This window comes from Psychrobacter sp. AOP7-C1-14, from assembly GCF_052376135.1.
Taxonomy (GTDB): Bacteria; Pseudomonadota; Gammaproteobacteria; order Pseudomonadales; family Moraxellaceae; genus Psychrobacter.
The window spans coordinates 31,937-54,966 of the sequence record NZ_JBQSVH010000021.1 but is presented as its reverse complement, the minus strand read 5'-3'; the positions used below and the strand labels follow the sequence as shown (position 1 = coordinate 54,966).

At 43.4% G+C, this 23,030-nt stretch carries 15 protein-coding genes; 12 read left to right on the top strand and 3 right to left on the bottom strand.

Going from position 1 to position 23,030, the window contains the following annotated elements; genetic code table 11:
• The first annotated feature begins 351 nt into the window (after positions 1–351).
• Positions 352–963, top strand: coding sequence for a fasciclin domain-containing protein (locus ACT3QN_RS11980; protein WP_444529256.1), 612 nt, complete (start codon positions 352–354; stop codon positions 961–963).
• Between the two features lie 452 nt (positions 964–1,415).
• On the opposite strand, the gene ACT3QN_RS11975 is transcribed toward ACT3QN_RS11980, so the two are convergent.
• Entirely contained in the window at positions 1,416–2,966 is a 1,551-nt protein-coding gene (locus ACT3QN_RS11975) for an alanine/glycine:cation symporter family protein (protein ID WP_444521343.1), read from the bottom strand.
• 953 nt (positions 2,967–3,919) lie between these two features.
• On the opposite strand from ACT3QN_RS11975, the gene ACT3QN_RS11970 reads away from it, so the two are divergent.
• The 4 genes from ACT3QN_RS11970 (at position 3,920) to ACT3QN_RS11955 (ending at position 7,659) form a co-directional block, all read left to right on the top strand.
• Positions 3,920–4,537 carry a LemA family protein gene (locus tag ACT3QN_RS11970; protein WP_444522857.1) on the top strand — a complete coding sequence of 206 codons (618 nt, stop codon included), beginning with the start codon at positions 3,920–3,922 and terminating at the stop codon, positions 4,535–4,537.
• A gap of 138 nt (positions 4,538–4,675) precedes the next feature.
• Positions 4,676–5,860, top strand: coding sequence for a TPM domain-containing protein (locus ACT3QN_RS11965; RefSeq protein WP_444529255.1), 1,185 nt, complete (start codon positions 4,676–4,678; stop codon positions 5,858–5,860).
• A gap of 71 nt (positions 5,861–5,931) precedes the next feature.
• Positions 5,932–6,456, top strand: a complete 525-nt coding sequence (locus ACT3QN_RS11960) for a TPM domain-containing protein (protein ID WP_444529254.1) — start codon at positions 5,932–5,934, stop codon at positions 6,454–6,456.
• 204 nt (positions 6,457–6,660) lie between these two features.
• A complete protein-coding gene (locus ACT3QN_RS11955; protein WP_444529253.1) occupies positions 6,661–7,659 on the top strand; it encodes an adenosine deaminase in 999 nt (332 codons plus the stop codon).
• A gap of 101 nt (positions 7,660–7,760) precedes the next feature.
• Here ACT3QN_RS11955 and ACT3QN_RS11950 read toward each other — a convergent pair whose 3' ends face one another.
• Entirely contained in the window at positions 7,761–8,561 is an 801-nt protein-coding gene (locus tag ACT3QN_RS11950; protein WP_444529252.1) for an SIR2 family NAD-dependent protein deacylase, read from the bottom strand.
• Positions 8,562–8,596: 35 nt separating this feature from the next.
• Between ACT3QN_RS11950 and ACT3QN_RS11945 the strand changes: the two genes are divergently transcribed.
• The 7 genes from ACT3QN_RS11945 to ACT3QN_RS11915 all read left to right on the top strand — a co-directional run bounded on the left by ACT3QN_RS11945 (position 8,597) and on the right by ACT3QN_RS11915 (position 14,269).
• Positions 8,597–8,959, top strand: a complete 363-nt coding sequence (locus ACT3QN_RS11945; protein WP_444529251.1) for a hypothetical protein — start codon at positions 8,597–8,599, stop codon at positions 8,957–8,959.
• A 649-nt stretch (positions 8,960–9,608) separates the two neighbouring features.
• Positions 9,609–10,463, top strand: coding sequence for a thermonuclease family protein (locus ACT3QN_RS11940; protein ID WP_444529250.1), 855 nt, complete (start codon positions 9,609–9,611; stop codon positions 10,461–10,463).
• Positions 10,448–10,822, top strand: coding sequence for a hypothetical protein (locus ACT3QN_RS11935; protein WP_444529249.1), 375 nt, complete (start codon positions 10,448–10,450; stop codon positions 10,820–10,822). The genes ACT3QN_RS11940 and ACT3QN_RS11935 overlap by 16 nt, the downstream gene beginning before the upstream one ends.
• A gap of 139 nt (positions 10,823–10,961) precedes the next feature.
• Complete coding sequence (locus ACT3QN_RS11930; RefSeq protein WP_444529248.1) at positions 10,962–11,510, top strand: Panacea domain-containing protein; 549 nt, start codon at positions 10,962–10,964, stop codon at positions 11,508–11,510.
• 3 nt (positions 11,511–11,513) lie between these two features.
• Complete coding sequence (locus ACT3QN_RS11925) at positions 11,514–11,891, top strand: hypothetical protein (RefSeq protein WP_444529247.1); 378 nt, start codon at positions 11,514–11,516, stop codon at positions 11,889–11,891.
• Positions 11,892–11,988: 97 nt separating this feature from the next.
• Complete coding sequence (locus ACT3QN_RS11920) at positions 11,989–12,288, top strand: helix-turn-helix transcriptional regulator (protein WP_444529246.1); 300 nt, start codon at positions 11,989–11,991, stop codon at positions 12,286–12,288.
• Positions 12,289–13,990: 1,702 nt separating this feature from the next.
• Entirely contained in the window at positions 13,991–14,269 is a 279-nt protein-coding gene (locus ACT3QN_RS11915; protein ID WP_444529245.1) for a helix-turn-helix domain-containing protein, read from the top strand.
• A 517-nt stretch (positions 14,270–14,786) separates the two neighbouring features.
• Here the strand turns inward: ACT3QN_RS11915 and ACT3QN_RS11910 are convergent.
• The gene (locus ACT3QN_RS11910) at positions 14,787–23,030 is read right to left on the bottom strand and encodes a PLxRFG domain-containing protein (RefSeq protein ID WP_444529244.1); all 8,244 of its coding nucleotides are present in this window, start codon (positions 23,028–23,030) and stop codon (positions 14,787–14,789) included.

Genomic DNA, 23,030 nt, shown 5'->3' with positions numbered 1-23,030 from the left:
CAGTGGCTGCTTCAAGATTTAAAGTTTTATTGATCTAACTTTTAATTTCTAAAAGTTTAGTTATTGCAAACAAGGTCTTAAAAACAGTTAATCAGCACTTTGTTCTAAGGTAATGCAATAACTGATATACAAGCAAACAATGCTATATACGTGATTGATACAGTGTCGCTACTTAAGTAAATACCAATTGAAAATTAAACCGTTAGACTGATAACTATCAATATGGCGGTCTGGATACTAGGACTGAATAATTGATAAATTTATCAATCGTCAGTCGGCATTATATTTATAGAAAGTTATTAATTTAATTAAACCTCTCAATCAATTATTTACTCAAAAAGGAATTATCTCATGTTAAAGAAGAATTTATTGTCTATCGCAGTCGTAACCGCAGCCATGTCATTAGCCGCTTGTAACGATACCGAAACAGTTGCAGAGCCAACCGAGCCTGAAGTAACTACAGAAGAAACGGTCGTTGAGCCAATGGCTGAGACAGATACCGCTGTAGAAGCAGAGCCAATGGCTGAAATGGACATGGAAGCGACTCAAACAATCGCTGAAATTGCAGCAGAAAATGAAAACCTAACGATCTTAACCGCTGCACTACAAGCGGCAGGCCTTGACACTATGCTGATGGAAGATACTAAGCACACTGTATTTGCACCAACTGATGATGCATTTGCCCCAGTATTAGAAAAACTAGGCGTAACTAAAGAAGAGTTATTGGCTAATACTGACTTACTAAATACAGTGCTCCCATACCATGTATTGGCAATGGAAGTAAAAGCTGCTGATATCCCATATGGTACTGATATCGAAACAGCAAACGGTGCAACTATCTCTATCAGCGAAGATAATGTAATTACTGATGCTACTGGTAATACAGCAAATATCACTGGTACAGATATCATGGCAACCAACGGTGTGGTTCATACTATCGATGCAGTATTGATGCCTGAATAAACTGTTTATTAAATTATAGATCTTTAGTGTATAAGTTCATGAAAGAAAGCCCAGCCATCGTGCTGGGCTTTTTTGTGTCTACCATTCAAGAATAGGGAGCTTCAAATAAGGAGGTCGATGCAAAGGGGCGTATTGATGTGTTATTCGCTACCTAGATTGATGCAGTTATCTAATCATTATTAAATCATAAAGTGTCAGAGTAGGCTTTGTAAAAGGACAGTCAGAGAATAAAGTAGTTATTGAGTACTACTTCAAACTGAGGTCAACATTGAGAAACGATAGAATGATTTTAAGATATTAAAACAGCCTGTATGAACGTGATTTTCGATGTTTATTGAGGAGCTATTTTATAATGAGGTATAGAGTTATTCAAAAATAAAAGCCCGAGAACATAGTCTCGGGCTTTTATTTGCAGTTAGCATGATTGAACAATCAAAACGTTTAGTAAAAGATTATTTACGTAAAGGGTCTGCGTTCATTTTCTTTTGCTCTTCTAGATGACGCTCTTCCCAGTAGGGTGCATTTTTGATACCAAATTTAGCAGGATCAAAAACGAATCTCTTAGCAGTCGTACCACCACCTGCTTTAAGCTGTGCTTCGTAATCCCTTAGGATATCGATAGCAGGGCGTGCGACAAAGAAAATCACAATAATGCCAAGGATGTTTAACCAAGCCATTAGACCAACACCAACATCGCCAAGTCCCCAGATATATCCTGAGCTATTTAGAGCACCATAAGCAACCATAAACATGATTATAAGCTTAACAATAAACTGACCAGTTTTACTGGCTCCCGTACCCATAGAACGAGTCAGGTATGAGATGTTTACTTCAGCGATATAGTAATATGCCAAGATAGTCGTAAAGGCGAAAAAGAATACTGCTACTGCAATGAAAGTATTACCGAAAGTACCATAAACTGATTCCATTGCCATCTGCGTAAATGCTGGCGCATTGATTTCAGTAGTGGCGGCAACGTTCTGTACGATGAACTGACCATCTGGTAGCGTACCTTGGATGTTGTACATACCAGTAGACAAGATCATGAAGGCGGTAGCAGAACATACTAATAATGTATCAACATATACTGAAAATGCCTGTACCAAACCCTGTTGTGCAGGGTGATCAACAGCGGCAGCAGAAGCAGCATGTGGACCTGTACCTTGACCTGCTTCATTAGAGTAGATACCACGTTTTACGCCCCAACCAATGGCAGCACCAAAACCCGCTTGTGCAGTGAAAGCATCGCCAACGATTGCACCAAATACTTGTGGGATCATACTGAAGTTTGCAAACATGATAAGTAGCGCTAGTACAATATAACCTAGTGCCATAAAAGGAACAGCATATTCAGTAAAGGTAGCAATACGTTTGATACCACCGAAAATAATAAAGCCTAATACAACTAGAACAATGCCAAGGGCAACAATACGAGTAGTACCCGTTTCTATTCCCATGAAGTTCAGAGCTGAGCCTTCACCTGCAACTTGAGCGACAGCGTTGATGACGCCGTTTGCTTGTACACCAGGTAAGAATATGCCACAAGCCACAATCGATGCTATAGCAAACAAAACACCGTACCATTTCTGACCCAGTGCGCGCTCAAAATAATAAGCAGGGCCACCACGATATTCACCCGTGACGACATCACGTTCTTTGTAAATCTGACCTAAAGTAGATTCAATATAAGCGGTAGAAGCGCCCAAAAAGGCCACAACCCACATCCAGAAAACGGCGCCTGGACCACCGAAGCCGATAGCAGCAGCTACCCCAGCGATGTTACCCATACCCACACGTCCTGCGAGGGACACGGCAAGCGCTTGAAATGATGAGATACCATCGTTATCAGGTTTACCTTTAAATAATAGTCTGAGCATTTCTTTGAACAAGCGTACTTGTACAAAGCGTGTCATGATGGAATAGAAAAGACCAGCGCCCAAACACAGATAGATCAGTGCTGGACTCCAGATAATTCCATTTACTAAATTAACTAAACCTTCCATATGTATATTCCTAGTACTGTCTCAAGGTGGCGCTATTTGCTAGGAGTAAACTAACTGGTTAACTTACTTATTGAAGTTAAGCAGTTAAAGTCTCTGCATTGACTTATCTACTATCTAAGTCTCATGTGTGCTTAGCCACCAAGAACGGACTGTAGTTATCTGTCTTTATCCGCTTACGCTTAGCTTTTCACGATTGACCACTTGTACAATATCAATCACTGATAACATCAGTTACGTTTATGATTGTATTGCAATCTACACTACTGCGGTATCCTTGCACCTTACGATGGGTGAGATCAGCTGTCAGTCAACTCACGGATAAAACAGGGGATTATATAGTTGAATATTCATCACCATGATGGCATTCAACTGATTATGAGCTGTCCTGAGTGAATACATGACTGGTATGGCGAATTGAAAATATTAAATGATAACCTGCCAGTTAATTGATATTTTTACTGAAAAATCAATAACTCACTAATACTAATCAAGCTATAAGTCCACTACCAGATGTATTCAAACCGTACGGCTACGTAACAGCAATTTGCCATATTTTTATACTAATTACTAGAAATTTCTTTTTCAGCAGTAAATATATTCATACTTTGTTCGGTAAATACATTAGCAGGATTTATACAATATATAAATAATTGTTTGTACTTTCAGAATATTTTGTCTAGCTATGCTGTACAGATAGATTTTTGTTTTATATATATCGCTATAAAGACACGTTATTGTTAACGTCAAGCGGTTGTGTTTTGGTAACGGTCAATTGTAAAAAGCTGGTTATAACGCCATCATTAGTACAACTTCTTTTGATATTATGCCGATAGGGTCATGTATAGATATATGCTATATAAAATGTATGACTGAGGTATGAATAAAAAGAAAACTTAAAAAATACTAAAAATGTAGTACTAGACATCTATTATTTATTACTAGGAGAGTTAACGATGATGCGTAAATCTATTGTGAAGCCAATGTTGCTAGCTGCTTTATTGACAACTTCTACTGTTGGTCTGAGCGGCTGTGGTTATAACAACCTGCAGGCGCAAGATGAACAGGTTACTGCTTCATGGTCAGAAGTGGTCAACCAGTATCAGCGTCGTTCTGATTTGGTGCCAAACTTAGTGAAAGTGGTACAGCAATATGCCGAGCAAGAGCAGGAAGTGTTTACGCAAGTGGCTGAAGCTCGCTCACGTGCAGGCGGTATTACTGTGACGCCAGAAGTACTCAATGATCCAGAAGCGATGGAACGTTATGCAGCTGCCCAAGAGCAGATGACAGGTGCCTTATCACGTTTGATGGCAGTATCTGAGCGTTATCCTGATCTAAAGTCAGACGCACTGTTTCAGGATTTACAAGCACAGTTAGAAGGTACTGAGAACCGTATTGCCGTTGCTCGTAACCGCTACATTCAAGAAGTGCAAGGGTACAATACAACGGTACGTCAGTTCCCTACCAACGTCACAGCAAAAGTATTCGGTATGGATACCAAGCCCAACTTTAGTGTGGCTAACGAAGAAGCGATTTCAACGGCGCCTAGTGTTGATTTCGATGATTCTGAATAAAATTCTGCTGAATAAAGTTTGAAAATAATGTGATGACAGAGTGGCATAAGCGGCTCTGTTTATTTAGCTAATAGTTTGGTGATTACTAGCTAGACTCTATCAATTGGTAAAGATGTTATCTGAGGTGGTATAGATTAGATGAATAATTCAAAAGCAATCTTATCAGCATTACTGTTTACATTAGGTGTGACCAGCGTGCCGGTATCGCATGCTGCACCTAATGATACGGCGGTGGCGACAGATAGCACCTCGAATCTGCAAAACCGTAGCGTCGAAGAGTTGGTGGCTGTTGCTAAAGCAGGCGAGTCTAACGAAGCTATCAATGATGCTGTATTGAACAACGATGCTATCAATGAAGCGGTGCTTGGCAACGATGCTATCAATCAAAACGCAGATAACCAAGACCCAGCAAGTGAGACAACCAGTGCTCAAACAACCGATCAGCCGCCAGTACGTTCAAGTGCTGAAGGTGTGGATGCTGATAAACTGATACTCAATGAACCAGTCGTTGATCAGGCCAATATTTTAAATCCCCAAGAAAAGCTACGTCTAGAGGCGCAGCTTCAAAGTATTTATCAGGAAGGTCTAGCACAGGCAGCGGTGGTTCTCGTACCAACTACCAATGGTGTACCAATATTCGATTATGCATTGCAAGTTGCTGAGAAATGGGAACTGGGTGATGAAGCTATCGACGACGGCCTATTGATTGTCGTCGCTGTCAATGACCGTGATATGTATATCTTAACGGGTTATGGCTTAGAAGGTGTCTTGCCAGATGCGGCGGTCAACCGTATCATTCGAGAAGACATCACACCTTTATTTAAGCAAGATAATTATGGTGCGGGAATAATCGCAGGTGTTGAAGCGCTCAAAACGCGTTTAACCGCCGATCCTGAAGTGTTAGCTCGTGCTGATGCACAAGCTGCAGAACGTACTGCTCAGCAAAGCTCGGACGATATGCCGTCACCTATTTTCTTATTTATTATGGCGATGATTTTTGGTAGCTTTATTACCAACATATTTGGCCGAGTCTTTGGTTCTATTATTACCGCTGGTGGGTTTTTTGCAGGTTCGATGGCATTAGGTGGCGGTTTCTTCATGACGTTGATTATGGCAATATTTATCTGGATGTTTTTGATCTCACGCGGCGGTGGCGGTGGAAAAGGCGGCGGCGGTAAAGGTGGGCGCAGAGGCGGCATGATTTTCTTACCAGGTATGGGCGGCGGTAGTGGAGGCGGCTTTGGCGGTGGTGGTTTCGGAGGCGGCGGCTTTGGCGGTGGCGGTGGTGGTTTCGGCGGCGGCGGCGCAGGTGGCTCGTGGTAAGTATTCCACGTAATTGAATAAAATAGACTCTAAATAACCATCGAACATGACGTACTTGAGGAAATAATATAATGGTAGAAGACAACGCTTCAACTCCCAGTTTTGCCCGCTGGTGGCGTCAAGTTTTGTTCGTCCCTTTATTACATAGTAAGTGGCTGACAACAGACTCCAAAGCGCGCCTAACAGAAGCTGTGACACGAGCTGAGCGAGGGCATCGAGGTGAGGTGTTCTTAATTGTAGAAAACCATCTGCCTATCCAAGAAGCCTATCGCATGAACTGCCGTGAGCGTGCGATAGATTTGTTTAGTGAATATCGTGTCTGGGACACGGAAGAAAATACAGGTGTCTTGATCTATGTCAATGTATGCGAGCGAAAATTAGAGATTGTTGCAGATCGCGGGATTAGTGCTCATGTTAGTCCGACTGTGTGGAATGCCATGTGTGAAAAAGCGGTATCTGGTATTGCTACTCAAAAAACAGAAGAGAGCTTAGCTGAACTGCTGGATGAAGTGGGACAGGTGCTACGTCAATACTATCATCTAGATCATGATCCAGAAGGTAATGAGCTGTCCGATACAGTGGTATTTCTAAAGTAGTGTGTGTCTGGTGTGGTTTTATTAAGACGCTTACTTTTATAAGTAAGTTGTCTATACGGTCAAAGGGTTTTGTTTTAGACAATATACTTTTAGTGTTAAAATGATGGTTCTGGGACAGATAGTGCCTTGTATATGCATGGTTTGATTATCTTACTTTGCAACATTTACGATGGCTCGTCCCGATAACGTCACTATTGGAATACTATGATTGAGTTAATAAAGAAACTACCAAAAGCTGAACTTCATCTACATATTGAAGGTTCGCTAGAGCCTGAGCTGATGTTTAGATTGGCCAAAAAGAACAACGTAGAGATACCTTATAAAGATATCGAAGATGTACGCAGTGCTTATAATTTCACCAATCTACAGACCTTTTTAGATATCTACTATGCGGGCGCAAACGTTCTGCTCACAAAAGATGATTTTTATGATTTGACGTGGGAATATATTCTTAAATGTGTCGAAGACAATGTCATCCATACAGAGATATTCTTTGACCCACAGACGCATACCGAACGCGGCGTGCCTTTTGAAGCAGTAATCACAGGTATCAAAGAAGCACTGGCAGATGCCAAAGCAAAATACGGTATCACATCATGCATCATCATGTGTTTTTTGCGTCATCTATCGCAAGAAGAAGCGTTTGAAACGTTAGAGCAAGCGCTGGATTATAAAGACGACATTATTGGTGTTGGTCTGGACTCATCAGAATTAGGTAACCCGCCATCGAAGTTTAAAGAGGTCTTCCAAAAAGCTAAAGAAGAAGGCTTTAAGTTGGTTGCTCACGCAGGCGAAGAAGCAGACTTTTCGTATATCTACGAAGCGTTAGATTTATTGAATATCAATAGAATTGATCACGGTGTGCAATCTATAAAAAGCCCAGAGTTGATGCAAAGACTCAAAGATGAGCAAATGCCACTGACCGTTTGCCCGAACTCAAATATCGAGCTAAAAGTTTTCGAGACTTATAAAGAGCACAATATTAAAGAGCTCTTAGATTATGGTCTAAATATCAGTGTTAACTCAGACGATCCTGCGTACTTCAAAGGTTACGTGAATCAAAATTTCATCAATCTGTATGAGAACCTACCGATTACAGAAGATGATGTAATTACATTAGTGAAGAACTCTTTTAAATCGGCATTTATAAGCGACGAGTTGAAAGAAACTTATTTGGCGAGAGTGGATCTTGCATTGAAATAGCTTTAACGAGTTCGTTATGAGTAGCAAAGGCGTAATGGTTTATATAAACCGTTACGCCTTTTTTGTTGCCTGTCGTTAGTAATACTTACTAGCAGCAGCAATTATAAAGCAGTAATTTTTTCTATAAGCAGTGGCAAAACGATTCCAGCCTTTTCTGCTAATGTGATGTCGACGATAGTGTTCGGTGTTGGGTCAGGGTTTATCTCGATAACTTGCGCGCCATTTTGTTTGGCCAGCTGTGCTAAACCAGCAGCAGGGTAGACCAAGCTTGATGTACCGATACTGATAAATATCTCGCAATTAGCCGCAGCTTCTTCGGCAGTCTGCCACGCTTGTACAGGTAGCGCTTCGCCAAACCAAACAATATCTGGTCTGATGTAGCCGTTGCAATGCAGACAGGTAAGCAATGTTTCATCGAAACTCATAGTTTCTTGGTTATTATATGATGCCCTTGATTGATCCTGATAGGGTATTTCACACTGACTACAGCGGTTGCGCCACAGATGTCCATGCAGGTGAGTCACTGCGCTACCAGCTTGCTCATGCAAGTCATCGACATTTTGGGTGATAAGTGTCACTTTTTGATCAGTGGTTTGTACATGATATTGCCACTGAGCCAATGCATGATGCGCTGGATTTGGCGCTTTGTCTGCGACCAGTTGCCGCCGCCACTGATACCATGACCATACTAGCTTTGGATCATGAGTGAAGGCTTCAGGGGTTGCCAAGTCTTCGACACCGTAGTTCTCCCACAGTCCTGTTTGCTTATCTCGAAACGTCGGAATGCCGCTTTCTGCTGAAATGCCAGCGCCAGTCAAAATACAAATACGCTGTTTCGATGCTAGCAGTTGTGCTGCAAGTTTCACTTCCGCTGTTAACGCTGGTGATAATTCTGCTAACATGAGCCAACTCTCGCTAATAATGGATGTTTTTACTTATGATAGACGGAATTTGGTGGCTTGTCATATTGTGCGCTGTCATCGTAGTTTTATGGTTTGTGGCAAAATCGCGCGGCGCAAAAGCGGGTGAAAAGCAGAGTGGCGCAAAATCAAAGAATGTAACACCGAATGATGCTCTGCAAAAAACTTCAGCGATATTAAAGCAGTATTTTGCTAATTATCGAGTCACACGTAAGGCGAACCATTTGCTCGTTAGCCAACAAGGTAAAAAAATAGCGATGATTACGATTGATAAAAAGATCGCTGAAGGTCAGCGCCGTTTGGGTGGTGTGCCAGTGATTAATTATCACCGTGTACCTAGCCGCGCTCAATTGACAGCCAGTTTACAGGACGCAGAATAAGTTTTATGTAGGTGAGAGCTTCAGAAGCATACGAGCACAGAAAACCACAAACGTACGAAAGTGTCGGTTCAATAAGTATGGGAAGTTGAGGGTAGTGCTGAGGAAATAATGGAGTGGAGGTGTAAATATTGTAATTGGTGCGCTCGGCGGGAGTCAATCATATTGCCGTAAAGCTTGTTATATAAGGGTTGTACGTTTTCGGTAAAATATTTTAACAACAATTTTAACAACATCTAACTCATGCTGTTTTTTATATAGGCGTTTACATCTATAAACGAGCAAAAGGCTCAGTGACTGTAACCATTGAGCCTTTCTATTTGAACCCCTAAGCGCAATTTAAGGGAACAACGTAGGCGAATTTTAACATGCATTTGAGTGGATGAATACTGTGTGCTTACCGTTCACCATCATGGTGAACGTATGATATTAGAAGGTAGCCATAAGTTCAATTGGCTTAATCATTCGAAATGATCGAGCAACTGCTGGCAAGTAATTTGTTTTGCTCGGACTTCAAATCTAACCAAGTTTTTGTTATATGCTTATCTACCGTTCTCCAGTATGCACAAAAATCGTAAATAGCAGTTCTAAACAGTTGCCCAATAGTTACCAATCGTTTACAGTTAGGTAAATATTATCTTGGTGGTTGGTCATGAGAAACTTAGCGATTATTGGTTTAGTTCTGGCTGTTGTTGGATGTGGCGGTGGCTATGATGATATTGATGCCATGAGAGATGCTACTACAGGCTCTACTGGCGTCGTTGGTGGGACCAATGGCTCTAACAGTGGTAATACAACCAAATGCTATGAACCTAATGTGCTGAATGCCACTGGGACACGTGTTATCGATGGTGATACGGTGGAGGTTACTCAAGTATCAGGACAAAGCGAGCGTGTACGCTTGCTAGGTATTGATGCACCAGAATCGGCCCAAGAGTATGGCGCAGAGAGCACGACAGCCTTATCTCAGTGTGTAAGCAATGCAATCGTTACTATCGAGTGGACTGAAAGAGATAGATATGATCGTCTGCTTGGTAAGGTTATTGCCAATAACGTGGACTGTAACCTGAATCAATTGCAAAAGGGTGCTGCTTGGCATTACAAAGAGTATCAAAGTAGTCAGACACCTTATGACCGTATTGAGTACGCCAACGCTGAAATTGTGGCGCGATTAAATGGTAGGGGCTTATGGGCAAACCGATATCCTATAAAGCCATCTGACTATCGAAGCGGTAAAAACAGCTCTGATCTCAACTTTAATAATGATCGCTTGCCATCAAAAGGTGCTAGCAAGTGCTATAGCAAACCTAGTGCAGGCACGTCTAATGGTTCTGGCACTATTATCCCATTGCCACCTACTGGCGCTATATGCAGTAACTTCATTAAGAAAACCTGTAGTCAGATAACAACATGCGTAGAAGCGCAGCAGCAGCTTGCCTGCGGTAATACGCAGATTGATGGCGATAAGGACGGCATACCATGCGAATCAATATGCCCTGGTGGTTAATTGTAGCTGCAGCACTATCCATAGTTGCTTGCACTCCTACCCAAGACGAAAGCCATAAGTTTGTTTCCGGTCATACTGTGGTGCACGAGGTTTTCTGGGGTGCTGATCATAAGACGCCTTACCCTTTCACCACATCAGGCGAGATATTGTGTGTCTATTACCCTGATTTTGGCATTGAAGTGTATTTTGAACCTGCGGGCTACAGCAAGGATTCATCTATCGGTACACCGCTTAATAAAGCCGCTGCCGACGCTCTGAAGCGCGATGGTATGGAGCCGAATGTGCCCTATAGCATTAAGGAGGGTGCTGATTTGAGTGAGGCTGTAGAGGCGGGCTTGAGGTTGTGCGATAAGATTTGAGGGTGACTATTTTGCAAACTCATAACCCAGAATACAAGGTTGCTTTATAATTCTTGACCAACTTTACAATGAAACATTATTAGAATGTTATAATCAATAAACTAAATAAGGTTATGTCAAGCAGAAAAAGGGGAGCAATATGACATCCGCATTAGATATTGCACAATACTTTATCAACCATTCTTATGGTGGACAGCTTGATGATGTTACTAATCTTAAGCTACAAAAACTGCTTTATTATGCTCAAGGGTATAGTCTAGCGTTGTATGATGAACCATTGTTTAATGAAGATATTATGAACTGGGATCACGGTACTGTTGTGCCTTGCATATATCATGAATTTAAATGTTTCGGAAACCAAATTATACAATCAACTCCTAATTTCGATATGACCAAGTTCTCGCAACAAGTTAAAAACGTTTTAGAGCTTGTATGCCGTGATTACGCCAAATACTCTGGTTGGAAGTTGCGAGAGATGACACATAATGAAAGTCCGTGGATTAATACCAAGAGAAACGAAGTGATTACACAAGATAGTATTAAAAGCTTCTTCAATGAAAGGTTGAGTTGTGAGGAATTTAACTTTGATTTAGATTGTATGAAGCAAATGTTAGATACTGAGTTCGTTGAAATGCCTAACAACATCTCTACATTGTCAGAGTTTGATAAGTGGTTAGCAGAGGGTTAATAGGTGAAGGTACTGTTTGGCAACAAAATTAAGAAACACTTGCTCAACTTTTCTGAACAGGATAGAAAGAAAATTTTTAATTTTGCCTCCCATGTTCAGCAGTACGGCTTAGTATCTTTACAAGGTAAAAATAAACGTTCTGATGGTTTCTCTAATGATGACCCACAATTTGCTCAAAAAATGGCGTTAGTCAAAGAGTATAACTTATGGCACTACCATATTGGCATACCATCTTATCAAAACTCTTTAGTAGGTGAGTATAAAACCTCTGAGTATGTTTTACATTATGTACGAGGTGATGACCATATTAAGATTGTTGATCTAAGTAGGCATCCGCCATTTAGTTTACCCTCAAAAGATTGTTTAGAAGACCCGCCTTGAGCGGGTTTTTTATTGGCCAATTAATATTTATAATCTTGAATAGGATTAACCATTATGGCGAACCCTATCAAATTACTAAATTATAAGGTGATAGGTTATGGCAACAATTGAAACTGATATTGATATCAATGCTCTCAATGAATCAGGCAAGCGTGGTCATGAGCTGGTTAAATGGGCTTATGAGACATTACGCTACGATGGTGAAAAATTGGTTCATACTGCCATTTACGCCGGCATGCCACACGTTGATCACATCCGCTGTGCGAGTATGCTCGGTTATAGCGTTTCCACGGTGCGCAACTGGTGCAGTCAAGGCAATGGACCTATTCAACCTAAGCGCATTAATGGCAAGCCGTATTGGCGCATGCGTGACATACGCAACTTGTTAGACCTTTAACCCTGATTAACATCTTTAATAACGAATAGGGTTCGACATGATGTCGAACCCGGTACCACTATCCAAAATTGGATGGTGCTATCAACTCGCCAGTACTGCTCAATTTTAAGCAGGACATTCCCCATTGATTCCTGAGGCCCTCAATTTGAGGATGTGCAAGGAATGCTACCTAAAGTTGATATATGTTATCGACTCGCCAGCCTCCCCAAAGCTGGGGAAGGGTGGCATTCTAAATGCGACCCCTGCTATACATCCCAACCTCAATCTGAGGGTGGATAATCACACTGCCCAAAACTAGGCAATGGTAGTAACCCATCTTAACCATCCAATTCTCAGTGGGGAATAGACTTAATTAAGATGCGTCCAAAACTGGACCCATCTATTTACCTATGCATCACGCTACCACCACTGGTGGAAACATCCTCTGAGTCATACCTGTTCTAAGTAACTGATTTTTCTTAACTTCCCCCAATGGGGGGGGAGTTGGATTACAACCGCCAGTGACGGTTAGAGTGACTCATTCAGAAATTCAAATTCTAGATTGTTAAGGGCATGCTGATTTTTAGCACACCCTATCAATAAAGGTGTTAAATAAGCTGACCCCAATGGCACAGACGTTTGCTTATAGGTAGGTGTCCCCAAATTCCAGCATGCCTTGCCAGCCTTACTCATAGCATAACTGCTAGTGGCTAACATGGTAGTTATAGATGGAGGTGTCCTAAATTTGAGGAAACCCTGTAGCGCCCAGTCACCAATGTTGATTGGACCTATACATTCAACACTTAAGCTGACGCAGAATCGGCTGGCATGCTGACATTAGTTAATAGGCTTTTAATAGCCATGCTCAAAAGTGAGCATGGGTCTCCTCACCTTAAAGAAGTCATAAATAATTGATTCTATTGCTAACGAAAAATTGCGTTGGCTGTGCAAATATAACTTCCCAATTTTAAGGGAGTGGTAAGTTTTCTACAATCAAGGGCGATAACAAAGTGTTTGCAAAACTTAGGATGTTTTATTACCACTTGCCTTATTAACAGGATTGGTTAATGTAGGCGTAAAATACAAGATCCAAATTTGGATCATGAACAATATCAGATATTTAGAAAAGGGTAGACGTGAATGTACGCTATTAGGTCTCTCAAGTTTTTGGGAAACCTTCATTTCACAGTCAATCAATAATGAGATAATGAATGAGTAATTGGCTGCCGCTTTGAGTATTCAACCTAGGGTTGTAAACCTCGTAGTGCGGGCCTTCTCTGGTATGCTGGTTTTGTGGCTGTGGAGATTTAAGCCGTTGGCGGTAATTCAATGATACTGAGTACTGATAACCCTGTGACTGCTTTCTTCAGAACGCCCACCGTTGGTGGCGATGCTATTATGTATGACTTAGATATTAGACATCAAGTCGTAAACCTCGTGGCCCGTGCTTTCTGATGGTATCGTCCACATAGGCGAGAAAGTGGGTGAGACAGTTTTGCATCATAAGCAATACTAAGCGCTGATTAGTATTGAGAAAATAGGTAAATCATTTTTGAATTATCATTAGTATCAAGCGTTTAGATGGTAGGGTGTTAACTTCTTTACACCCTAATAGGCTCAGATTTGAGCATATCTATTTAATATAATTTTAGCTTGTCAGGTAGACTTAAGCTTGAATCATAGTTAGATGAGTACGAGTAGATCATTATTAACAAGGAGAGCGATGATGGCTAAGAAGTCATGGAAAGACGTTACTGAAGACGAAAAAATGAATATGAAGCAGTTTGTTATTGATAATCCACCGGACACGCCATTGACGCCTGAGTATGCTGCGAGCTACTTAGGTGTATCAACAGCCACCTTGCAAAGTATGCGATGCCAAGACACCAATGGCATACGTTTCTTTAAGCCTAGCCATAGATGCATTGTTTACTATAAAAGTGATTTGGACGAATATCTAACAAGCCGGCCAGCATATCGTTGCACTTCAGAATATAAATGACTATCTGTTACCGAATATTTATTAGCTGGCAAGCAGTGATAATAATCTCCATATTAGTGAGGTGACAAAGTGATTGAATGGTTAACGTTGAAGCAGGTATCTAATGAATGCGGGTTTAAAGACTCACGTACTTTCCTCAACAATTATATGGAAAAGTACCCGCCTGATAGAACCAATAAACAACTTAAATGGTGGAAGCGCACGACAGTTGATTTCATTATCAAAACCGAGTTTCCAGATAGGTACAAAGAGGAAAAATAACCAATGCCGGCGCTGCTTTCTTGACACGCTTGAATTCCCACCGTTGGTGGTTATTCAACTCCCGTCACTGGTGGAAGTTGAATAACTATTATAGGAGTTAGTTGTTAGAGAGTAGGCGCTACGGGGTTTACGACTTAATGTCGAATACCCAAGGCGACCGACCAACTAGTGAATACCTACTGTCTGGCGAGTGGCAATAAAAAAGCCCACCGCTTAGGGTGAGCTTTGATGTGTTCGGTATTTCCGTACAGTTGGACTACATGCCGTCACGCACACCGTTCAACTCTTGCGCCAGTGTGCCACGCCCTGACTTTGGTGCGAGCTTGATAACGCGATCTACCTTATCCATCTTCATCTCGCGCACACGTCTTGCTATATCGTTTGGTTTGATAATGATTTTTTGGTCAGGGTTTTTCTTGTTCCAATCTTTGACTGCAGCGCGTGCATCAGCGACCTTGGATTGATTGCCTTCGACCACGCCAGCCGCCCACAGCGCACGTATGCTAGAAGCGCGTAAGTTGTAGTAAGACGTTGACGACTGCCCAAGATAGTTAGCCTCTTGGATTTTAGATATATCGCGTGGCTGGAAGCCAAAGAACTTAAAGGCAGCATCGACCGGCGTTACGTCAGCGACTTTATAACCCTTCGTGTCTTTATAAATGCCAGACGTTGCCATGCTGGTACCCTTGACGGCGTTTCTTACAGCTGTAGGTGCAAACTCTAGAACGCCTTTCTTAAGGCTGGTACTATCAAGATTAGCGACGCCTTTGGCGATATCTCTTGTGCCGGTAGCAACACGACCCACAAAGTCACCAGCAGGACCAACTATCTCGAGTACATCACGCGAGTTACTGGTGCGCTCTTTAAAGATACCTGTACCTGGTATTAGATTACCCAGACCCAAGCGACCAGATACATCAGTTGGTGAGCCTGATACGCTTGAGATACCGCCGTCAATAAAGTCGCCAGCCATCTCGCCCACCCATTCATCCAAGAACTGCTGACGCACCTTCTTAGATGAAAAGTTATAGCCCATAATTTGACCGATACCATCTACCAAGTCTTCGGCATCTTCCATGAATGGTAAGCCACCAGCACCACCTAGCAATAACAATGTACCAATCATAATGCCAACAGCCTTACGACCTTGGTCGCGCTCAACAGAACCTTTCTCGCCTTGTGTCCATAGACGGTGCATCAACTCCATATAAGACACGGTATAAGTTTTAAAGGTCATCAGCGTACCACCTACCGCGCCGCGACCCCAGTTCATGCGACTGGCCTTGTTATACACAAACTGCGTCTCTTTGATTGACTGAGTGGCAAACGCTGCTGGATCATCCATGCCTTGCTCTTTCGCCATGCGATAAGCGGCCACAAATGTTACTCGTCTATTAAACTGCTCAGCCAAACTAAATAACGAACCCCATGCCAGACTGACGCGAGACAGTGTGTTACCTGCAAGCGCTTTGGCATCACCAATTTTTGTACCGTCACCAGCGCTTAGTGGATTCTTACCGCTGGCTTGTCTGAGTAGGTTGTGGACCTCTTGCGGGCTAAGCGTACCGTCTGCCTCTGCACGTTCAATAGCTTCACGTAAATCCGCTTCGAAATGGTCATTGTTTTTGCTCTTCAGCGATTTACCCCAATCAATCAATGATTTATTTAACTGAGCAGCAGCTTTCACTCCGCCACCAAATTGACTGAGATAGGGGAACGATACAGCGATAGGCTGCGTAATGTTGACCGCGGCAGAAGCAACAGAACCACCTAAGTATTGTGCGAACATCCAGCCGCGAATGACATTGCCTTCTTCTTGTGGGTTTTTAATGTACTCTGCTAATTTTACAGCCGCATCTTTTAACTGACCTTCGTCTTTTGGAATGTCTTGAATACTACGGTCAAGGTTGCCCATATTTAAAGCGGCAGACGTGTGACGCGCATTGGAGTACACAAAACTTGCTAGCACACGCCCAACGTCTTCAGAATAACCTTTAATACCTTTACGGTGCATCAAGCGCTTCATGGTGCTACGATTGTTTTTAGTGCGGCGTAGGTACTCTTGGAATGCATCGTCAGCAGCTTTGTCACCAGTGGCATCAAGCCCCATCATTTCACCAAACAATTCAGCTGTCTCTGGTGTCACGCCAGCGAATAGTTTGAACTCTTCTTTAGATAGAGCGCCGCGACTGACCGTATAACCGTCACCGTCGTACAGCGACTTCATCTCGGCTTCCATCTTGCGAGCTTCATAGGCTGATTCAAACATACCAAAATATTCACGGTTGCCTGCCGCATCTACGACATCAACTGTGTATTGACCAAAGCGTGACAGTGGCGCATAGCCATCATCGATAAGTTTATTGGTTCGGAATTGCGACTCTTTAATATCTTTGAGTGTCTGCTTTAATGCCTTCTCTTTTTTCGGGCTGGCCTGTATCAGGCTGTTGATATGCTGCTCGATATTAAAGACGGCTTCGCGTAACGTGCCAGCTTCCATAACTTGCGCCTCAATAGCGGCCGCATCTTTACCCAAGCGGCGTAGCATGTCTGAGCGCGTCATACTATCAAGGCTGTTGTCTGTGGTAGCGCGGAACTCTCTGTATAATTCAATCTGCTTATCGTCAAGATTGAATTTAGATCGCAGCTCAGCATCTTTCCAAACAAGACCAGCGTTAACTTCTTCATCGATAATGCCATTGATAAAGCGATTGGCTTGGATATTGTTCATCTTGGCCAATTCTTGCAACTGTGCTGGCGTGATACGGTTGGCATCTTTTAGCATTTGCAATCTATCCTGCTTCGACGCGGACATGACCTTTTTGCGCCAGTCTTCAATGAGTACCGCTTTACCATTAAGGTCGCGGCCCCATAGCAGTGTGCCCTCAAAAATTGGCTTACTTAGCGCCTCGTTATCCTTGGCACCAATAGCGGACTTGGTGATATCACGTAGTGAATCAAGCTGTGGCAGTAGTCGTGGCGCAAACTCACTGGCCTTTGAGGCGTAGAAACTCACATCATTGATAAACTTCTCAGTGTTATCGAATACCGGTTTAAACATAGGGTTACGCTGTGCCAAGTTGTACATGGTGCCGATGGTCTTGTGCCACCATGATAGCTTACCGGGCGGAGCTGAAGATACCCAGTCGTAAAAGCGCGTCATGCTTTCTTTGGCAATGTTGCGTGGGTCCATTGGGTCATTTATACCACCAGCAGCGCGACTAAACTTCATACCGTCAGAGCCTTGGCTGTAGCGAATATCATCGTTATTGGCGTCAAACGCGCCTACGTTATCGGTAGCAGACTTGATATTAGTGGCGTCAAAAGAAATAACCACTTTGGCTGGGCCTTGTGAGAACTCAGAACTAACGTCATCAAGCACATTGTCGTTTACAATCCCATCATAAATACCAGTGGCGTAGTTTTCTGCCGCTTTTTTATTCACACCCCAAAAACCCTCACCTTTAGCGTCTTGCACAAACGGCGCTTGTGAGTTGATGAACACAGCCTTTGTTCTATCGGTGGCGTTATTGAATGCTTGGTCATATGCTGCTTTTCTAGCCGCTTCAAAGTTTCTTTCAGCGTCTTTTATGGCGGCATATTCTTTTTTGGTCAGCTCTTGGATTTCATCACCAGTCTTACCCTCAGCTTCGAGCATGTATCTTTTGTCATTAAAAGTACGTGCAACCTTAAACTGATTAGATTTAGCTGCAAACACTTCTTTTTCTTTTGCTAGATCAACTGCATACCCTGCCGCCATTTTAGCGTTGTCAGTAAAGAACATGCCCATCATGCCGTTGTTGCGCTCAGGCACAGACCTGCTCATATCGAACGCCCAAAAATCACTTTTGGCACCATGATATAAAACAAGAGGCTCGCCATTTTCATCGAGTATCTTAGACGCATTAACCGGGTCATTCTCCCAATCACCGAACCATTGCTTGAATGCTGGTGTACGAACTTGCAGCCATTGCTGCTCATTCAAGTTACTAGGCTTGCCATTAGGGGCTTTTCTTGGTTCGGCTGCCTGTTCTTTCTTAACAGTGCTGATCTGTTCTTCAGGTGCATTGATACCCTCAAAACTATTAACTGACGACTCTATGTTGAGTAGCGGCGTCCGTGTGCGAGTCTCTACCATACGTTCAGCTAGTGCCAACACGTCTTTTGAGTTAATTTTAACCGGTGCGCCAAGCGTATTTTTTAACCATGACCGGATAGCCATAATCATACGATTAATCATGCCAGCAACCTTGCCTTGCTTACCTTGCTGGCGTGACGCCAAAGTAATCAGGTAGGGTAGGTATTCGTCAAGCGCGTCTTGCTCATTGCGAGCAACTTTATCAGCCATGGCTTTTGCTTCTACGGCCAATGGGTCGCCCGCTTTAACCATGGCATCAAAATCTTTCATCAAGGCGGCATAAGCCTTGTCACTCATCATGGTTTGCAAGCCACCATGACCGCCAAGCTCATGCAAGAAGGTTGGGATAATCATATCGTCAGATAAGTTATCGGCAATCAAAGTCGCTTTGCCATTGTAGTACAAGCCATCTACATCGTTTGGAATGGTTAGCCTGCTGTCCTGTACAAAGTCAGACAGCATTCTTATATCAAGCTTTCCGTCGCTCATAAGCTTATCAATGGTTTCTTTACCAAACTTATCGTTTAGTTTGCCAATGACTTGCTGGCGTGTGGTGCTAGTGGTGCCCTTAATATTATCTGTGTTGGTTGCAGCGCGGCTGAATTTTACCTCATCTGTTATTGGTACAACTGACTTAGGCTTGGATTTTGGCTCAGTCTTAGCAGCTGATTTTTCTGTTTCTGCTTTTACTACAGAAGACTGAGGCGTTTTCATTGGGTTAGAAACCACTGTCTCCTGTTTTGCTATAGGTGATTGATGTTTGGCTTGTTGCTCCTCTTGAAACTTGCTAGACAGCCTCAGGAACGATTCAGGATTGTATTGCGCTTCATCACGTATAAAGTCACGCGCATTCACTCCTTGTGCTTCAAGCTTGCCCTTATATGCTTTGACCATTGCTGTGCCGTACTGCTTGTATTCTGCTTGCGCCTGCTCTTTGATTGGTATTAGGCGTTCTTTCTCCACCTCCGCCTTCTCGGTGTTTTTAGCCTTCACTTCATCAAGTTTTTTGGCATCGATTTTTGCTTTATCGCGCTTATAACCATCAAGCTCTTTATCTATGTTGCGTGTACGGTTTGGGATGGATAGCTCACCATGATCTAGTCGATTATCATCGTTGAATCCATATTTTTTTGAGAGCTCGCTTATAGAGCTATCATCTTGGGCTGTTGCGTTGTTAGCAGCAACCTCTGGAGTAGCAGCTGGCAAGTCCTGTACTACTGGACCTCTATTTCCGTTGATTGCAGGGGTAGGTGCTGAGGTTTGCTCATCGTCAAACGATAGACCGCCCTGTTTAGGGTTGCCTCTACCAGTAATAGCATTGATACGTGCTTGAATGTTATCGCCTATGGCTTTGGCTGAACGTCGATTGTCAGAGAACACTTTAAGCATCTCAGTCGCGCCAGCGCTTAACCCTTCACCAAACATATCGTCTTGACTTAGATAAGTCTCTACGTCTTGACCGCTCTTAACGATATCTATATAAGCCTGCGCTGCATCGCCCAAGTCTGTAGCTAATGTATTGGTAAAAGCGTCACCACTTTTCATATTGCTATTAATCTGGCTTATTTGTGGTGCTTTACTGGTCAACGTTTTAAGAATGTTTTGCGAGCCTTCCCCTAGCGTCTCAGATATAGCAGTTACTAAGTTTGGCGCATTGTATGCATCTTGAATGATGGCAGATTCAACCCGGCGTTTACCTTCTTGTGATAACGCGCCAGCATCATCCATCATGGCCGATTGCTCGGTAGCAGGAAGACCAGATATAAAGTTTTTAACGTAGCTACTGCTTTGGTATAAATTCATATTGCCATCGGCACCAAAAGCTAATTGGCTGGCGTCAGGTAATCGCTTAGCGTCGACCACTGATTGTTCTGTTGAGCTCATGCGAGCAACCGCTGGCTGGTTCGCTACGGCTGCAAACTCATTTCTATCCATATCTGACATATTGCGACGTACCAGTACCGGCGCTTGCATATTATTAACAGCGTTTGTATCAAGACCATACTTGCCAGCGCTCTCACTGACAAACTGACGGTATGCTTGTGCTTTCTCGCCACCTTGTTGATAGGCGCGTCTGATTGCCATCGTTCGGCCATTGCCTGAGTCGACCACATTATCATTGGCACCAATGAAGGGGGAGCCGGTCGATATGTCAGAGCTTGCACCCAACATATTTGGCTGTAGTTTATTAGCCATGTCATTGACTTGTTTTTGACTGCTGGCACGTGTACGGTCGCGTGGCTGCCGTTCAGAAGGGAAGTCTGGGTTTGGGCTAAAGGTATCGGTATTGCTAGTGATAAGCTGGCTTGCATCGATTACATCCCACTGTGATTGTATTTCATCACCTTTAGGAGTGTATGCGACTGTCTTAGCCTTTGCTTCATCAACGACGCGCGCTTTAGGGTCAACCTGTTTTGATTGTACTTCCATTTGTGGCATCAATGAGGCTTCACGCAGCATCTTATTTTTAACTGGAATAGATTTGGGCTCATCAATAATGGCTTGTGATAAGCGTGCATATTCTGGGCTTGATTGGTCGGCACCCTGCAAGCGTGCGCTCATAGATTGCTGCCACTTGGTTTGTGTGGGCAAGTTCTGAGCTTCAGTAATTCCACTATTTTCTGATACTGGGTTTATTCCTGATGTTTGGGTGAGGGCATTGTTTGAAGCTGACTGATCATAAGAATTAGGCGTCACATTTCTAGCGCTTGCCTGCTCAAAGTTGGCGGCGACCGAACTGGCGCCACTATCCACGGCAATAGCAGCAGCTGCACTTAAGCCGCCCTTATTGGGGTCGAGCCCCATGCGTTCAGATAGCTTACGATTGTCAGTGGCTTCAAGGTTGCCAAACCCTAATGCATCTTGTGGTACTGGCGTATTGTCTTGCAACTCACCACGTAGTCGCCTCGCAAGTCTTTCGACGTTAGCAGCTCGCACACTTTGGATGTTTTCATTCACATCATTGGCAGTTTGTGCGGTGCCGTCAGCTGTGACTTCAAAATCACTGCGAGGTGCTGGCAAGCGTGGGTCGCTACCGAACTGCTCATAACCTTCAGGAACAGGTGTAATATCATTTATGTCAGGCATGCCAGCGTCGCGCGCGGTTCTTGCTTGCTCTTGCTGCTGCGCTAAGTAGTTATTGTATTCAGCTTCACTAAAGACTGTGCCGTCTTGTGTGGCGCTGAATTGACCACCAAGCTCGCTATTGTATGGTAGCTCAGGATCAGGATTCAGGTTGCGCATACCATTGGCATCTGGAACTTGACCACGATTAAAGTAATCCGGGTTAGCGTTCTCAATCCCATTAGGATTATTTGGGTCGCTCATTTCACCCTGATAGCCAAGTTGATTACCGCCACCTGGTCTATCAGGACTGGGAGCCCCAAGTCTAGGTACTTCTTGGCCCATATCTTCTGTTGGCGTAATGTCGCTGGCTGGTTTATTGTTGCGAGTAATGCCACCAGCAAACCCACCCATCGCCGTACCTGATAACAAACCGAGTACGGCAGCAGCATCAACGCCTTCTTCTACTGGTTTATCCAGAGCGATATTTTGCAGTACTGTCTCTGATACAGACTGTGGCAGCTCTTCTAACAAACCTTCGGTGACTGCACCTTCTAAAGCACGTCTAACGATGTTCTTCTGCTTGACAGTATTTTCTGCACCCTCGTTAGCAGCACGCCCACTTGCTGTGCGTGTGCCACCAGCTAGCATAGTGTCGATATCACCGATACCAAGTTTCTGTGCAACTTTACCGCCAGCAAAACCAAATCCTGCAGTAGTGGCGCCGGTAGCGGCAGCAAGTCCCGTTTGCTTGCCAGTCAATAGACCGTCATCAGTTTCTTGACGTATCTGTTCAGCTGACATGCCAGCACCAACTAAGCCTTCTCCTATGGCACCCCTTACGATTGGCGATAAACCTTTAGCGGCAAGACCTATGCCTTTAGAAAATGCACCGCCAAGACCCATTGATGGCAGGGACTCAAGGACCGTGTTAGTAACCAACGACGGATTACTGATAGCCTTACCAAATTTAGCGCCAATACCGTCGGCATCCTGAAATTCTTTTTTCTGCTCTTTATACTTGTCGGTTTTCAAATCACCGATAAATTCATGAGCCGCTTTCGCATCATAGCCTAATGTGTCTTTAAGGGTTTTACCCATAAGACCACCGGTAGCCATGCTATTCAAGCCAACCACTGCTTCACCGACACCTAAAACGCCATCACCAAGGAAAGACAAGCTAGCGTCACGTACGTGCCCTAGTGCGCCTTTGTCTTTGGCTGGCGCGTCTTGCATGAAGGCTGCGATGGCATCGTTACGGTTATATGGTTTCTGCTCTTTGCTTTTATTGTTATCCAT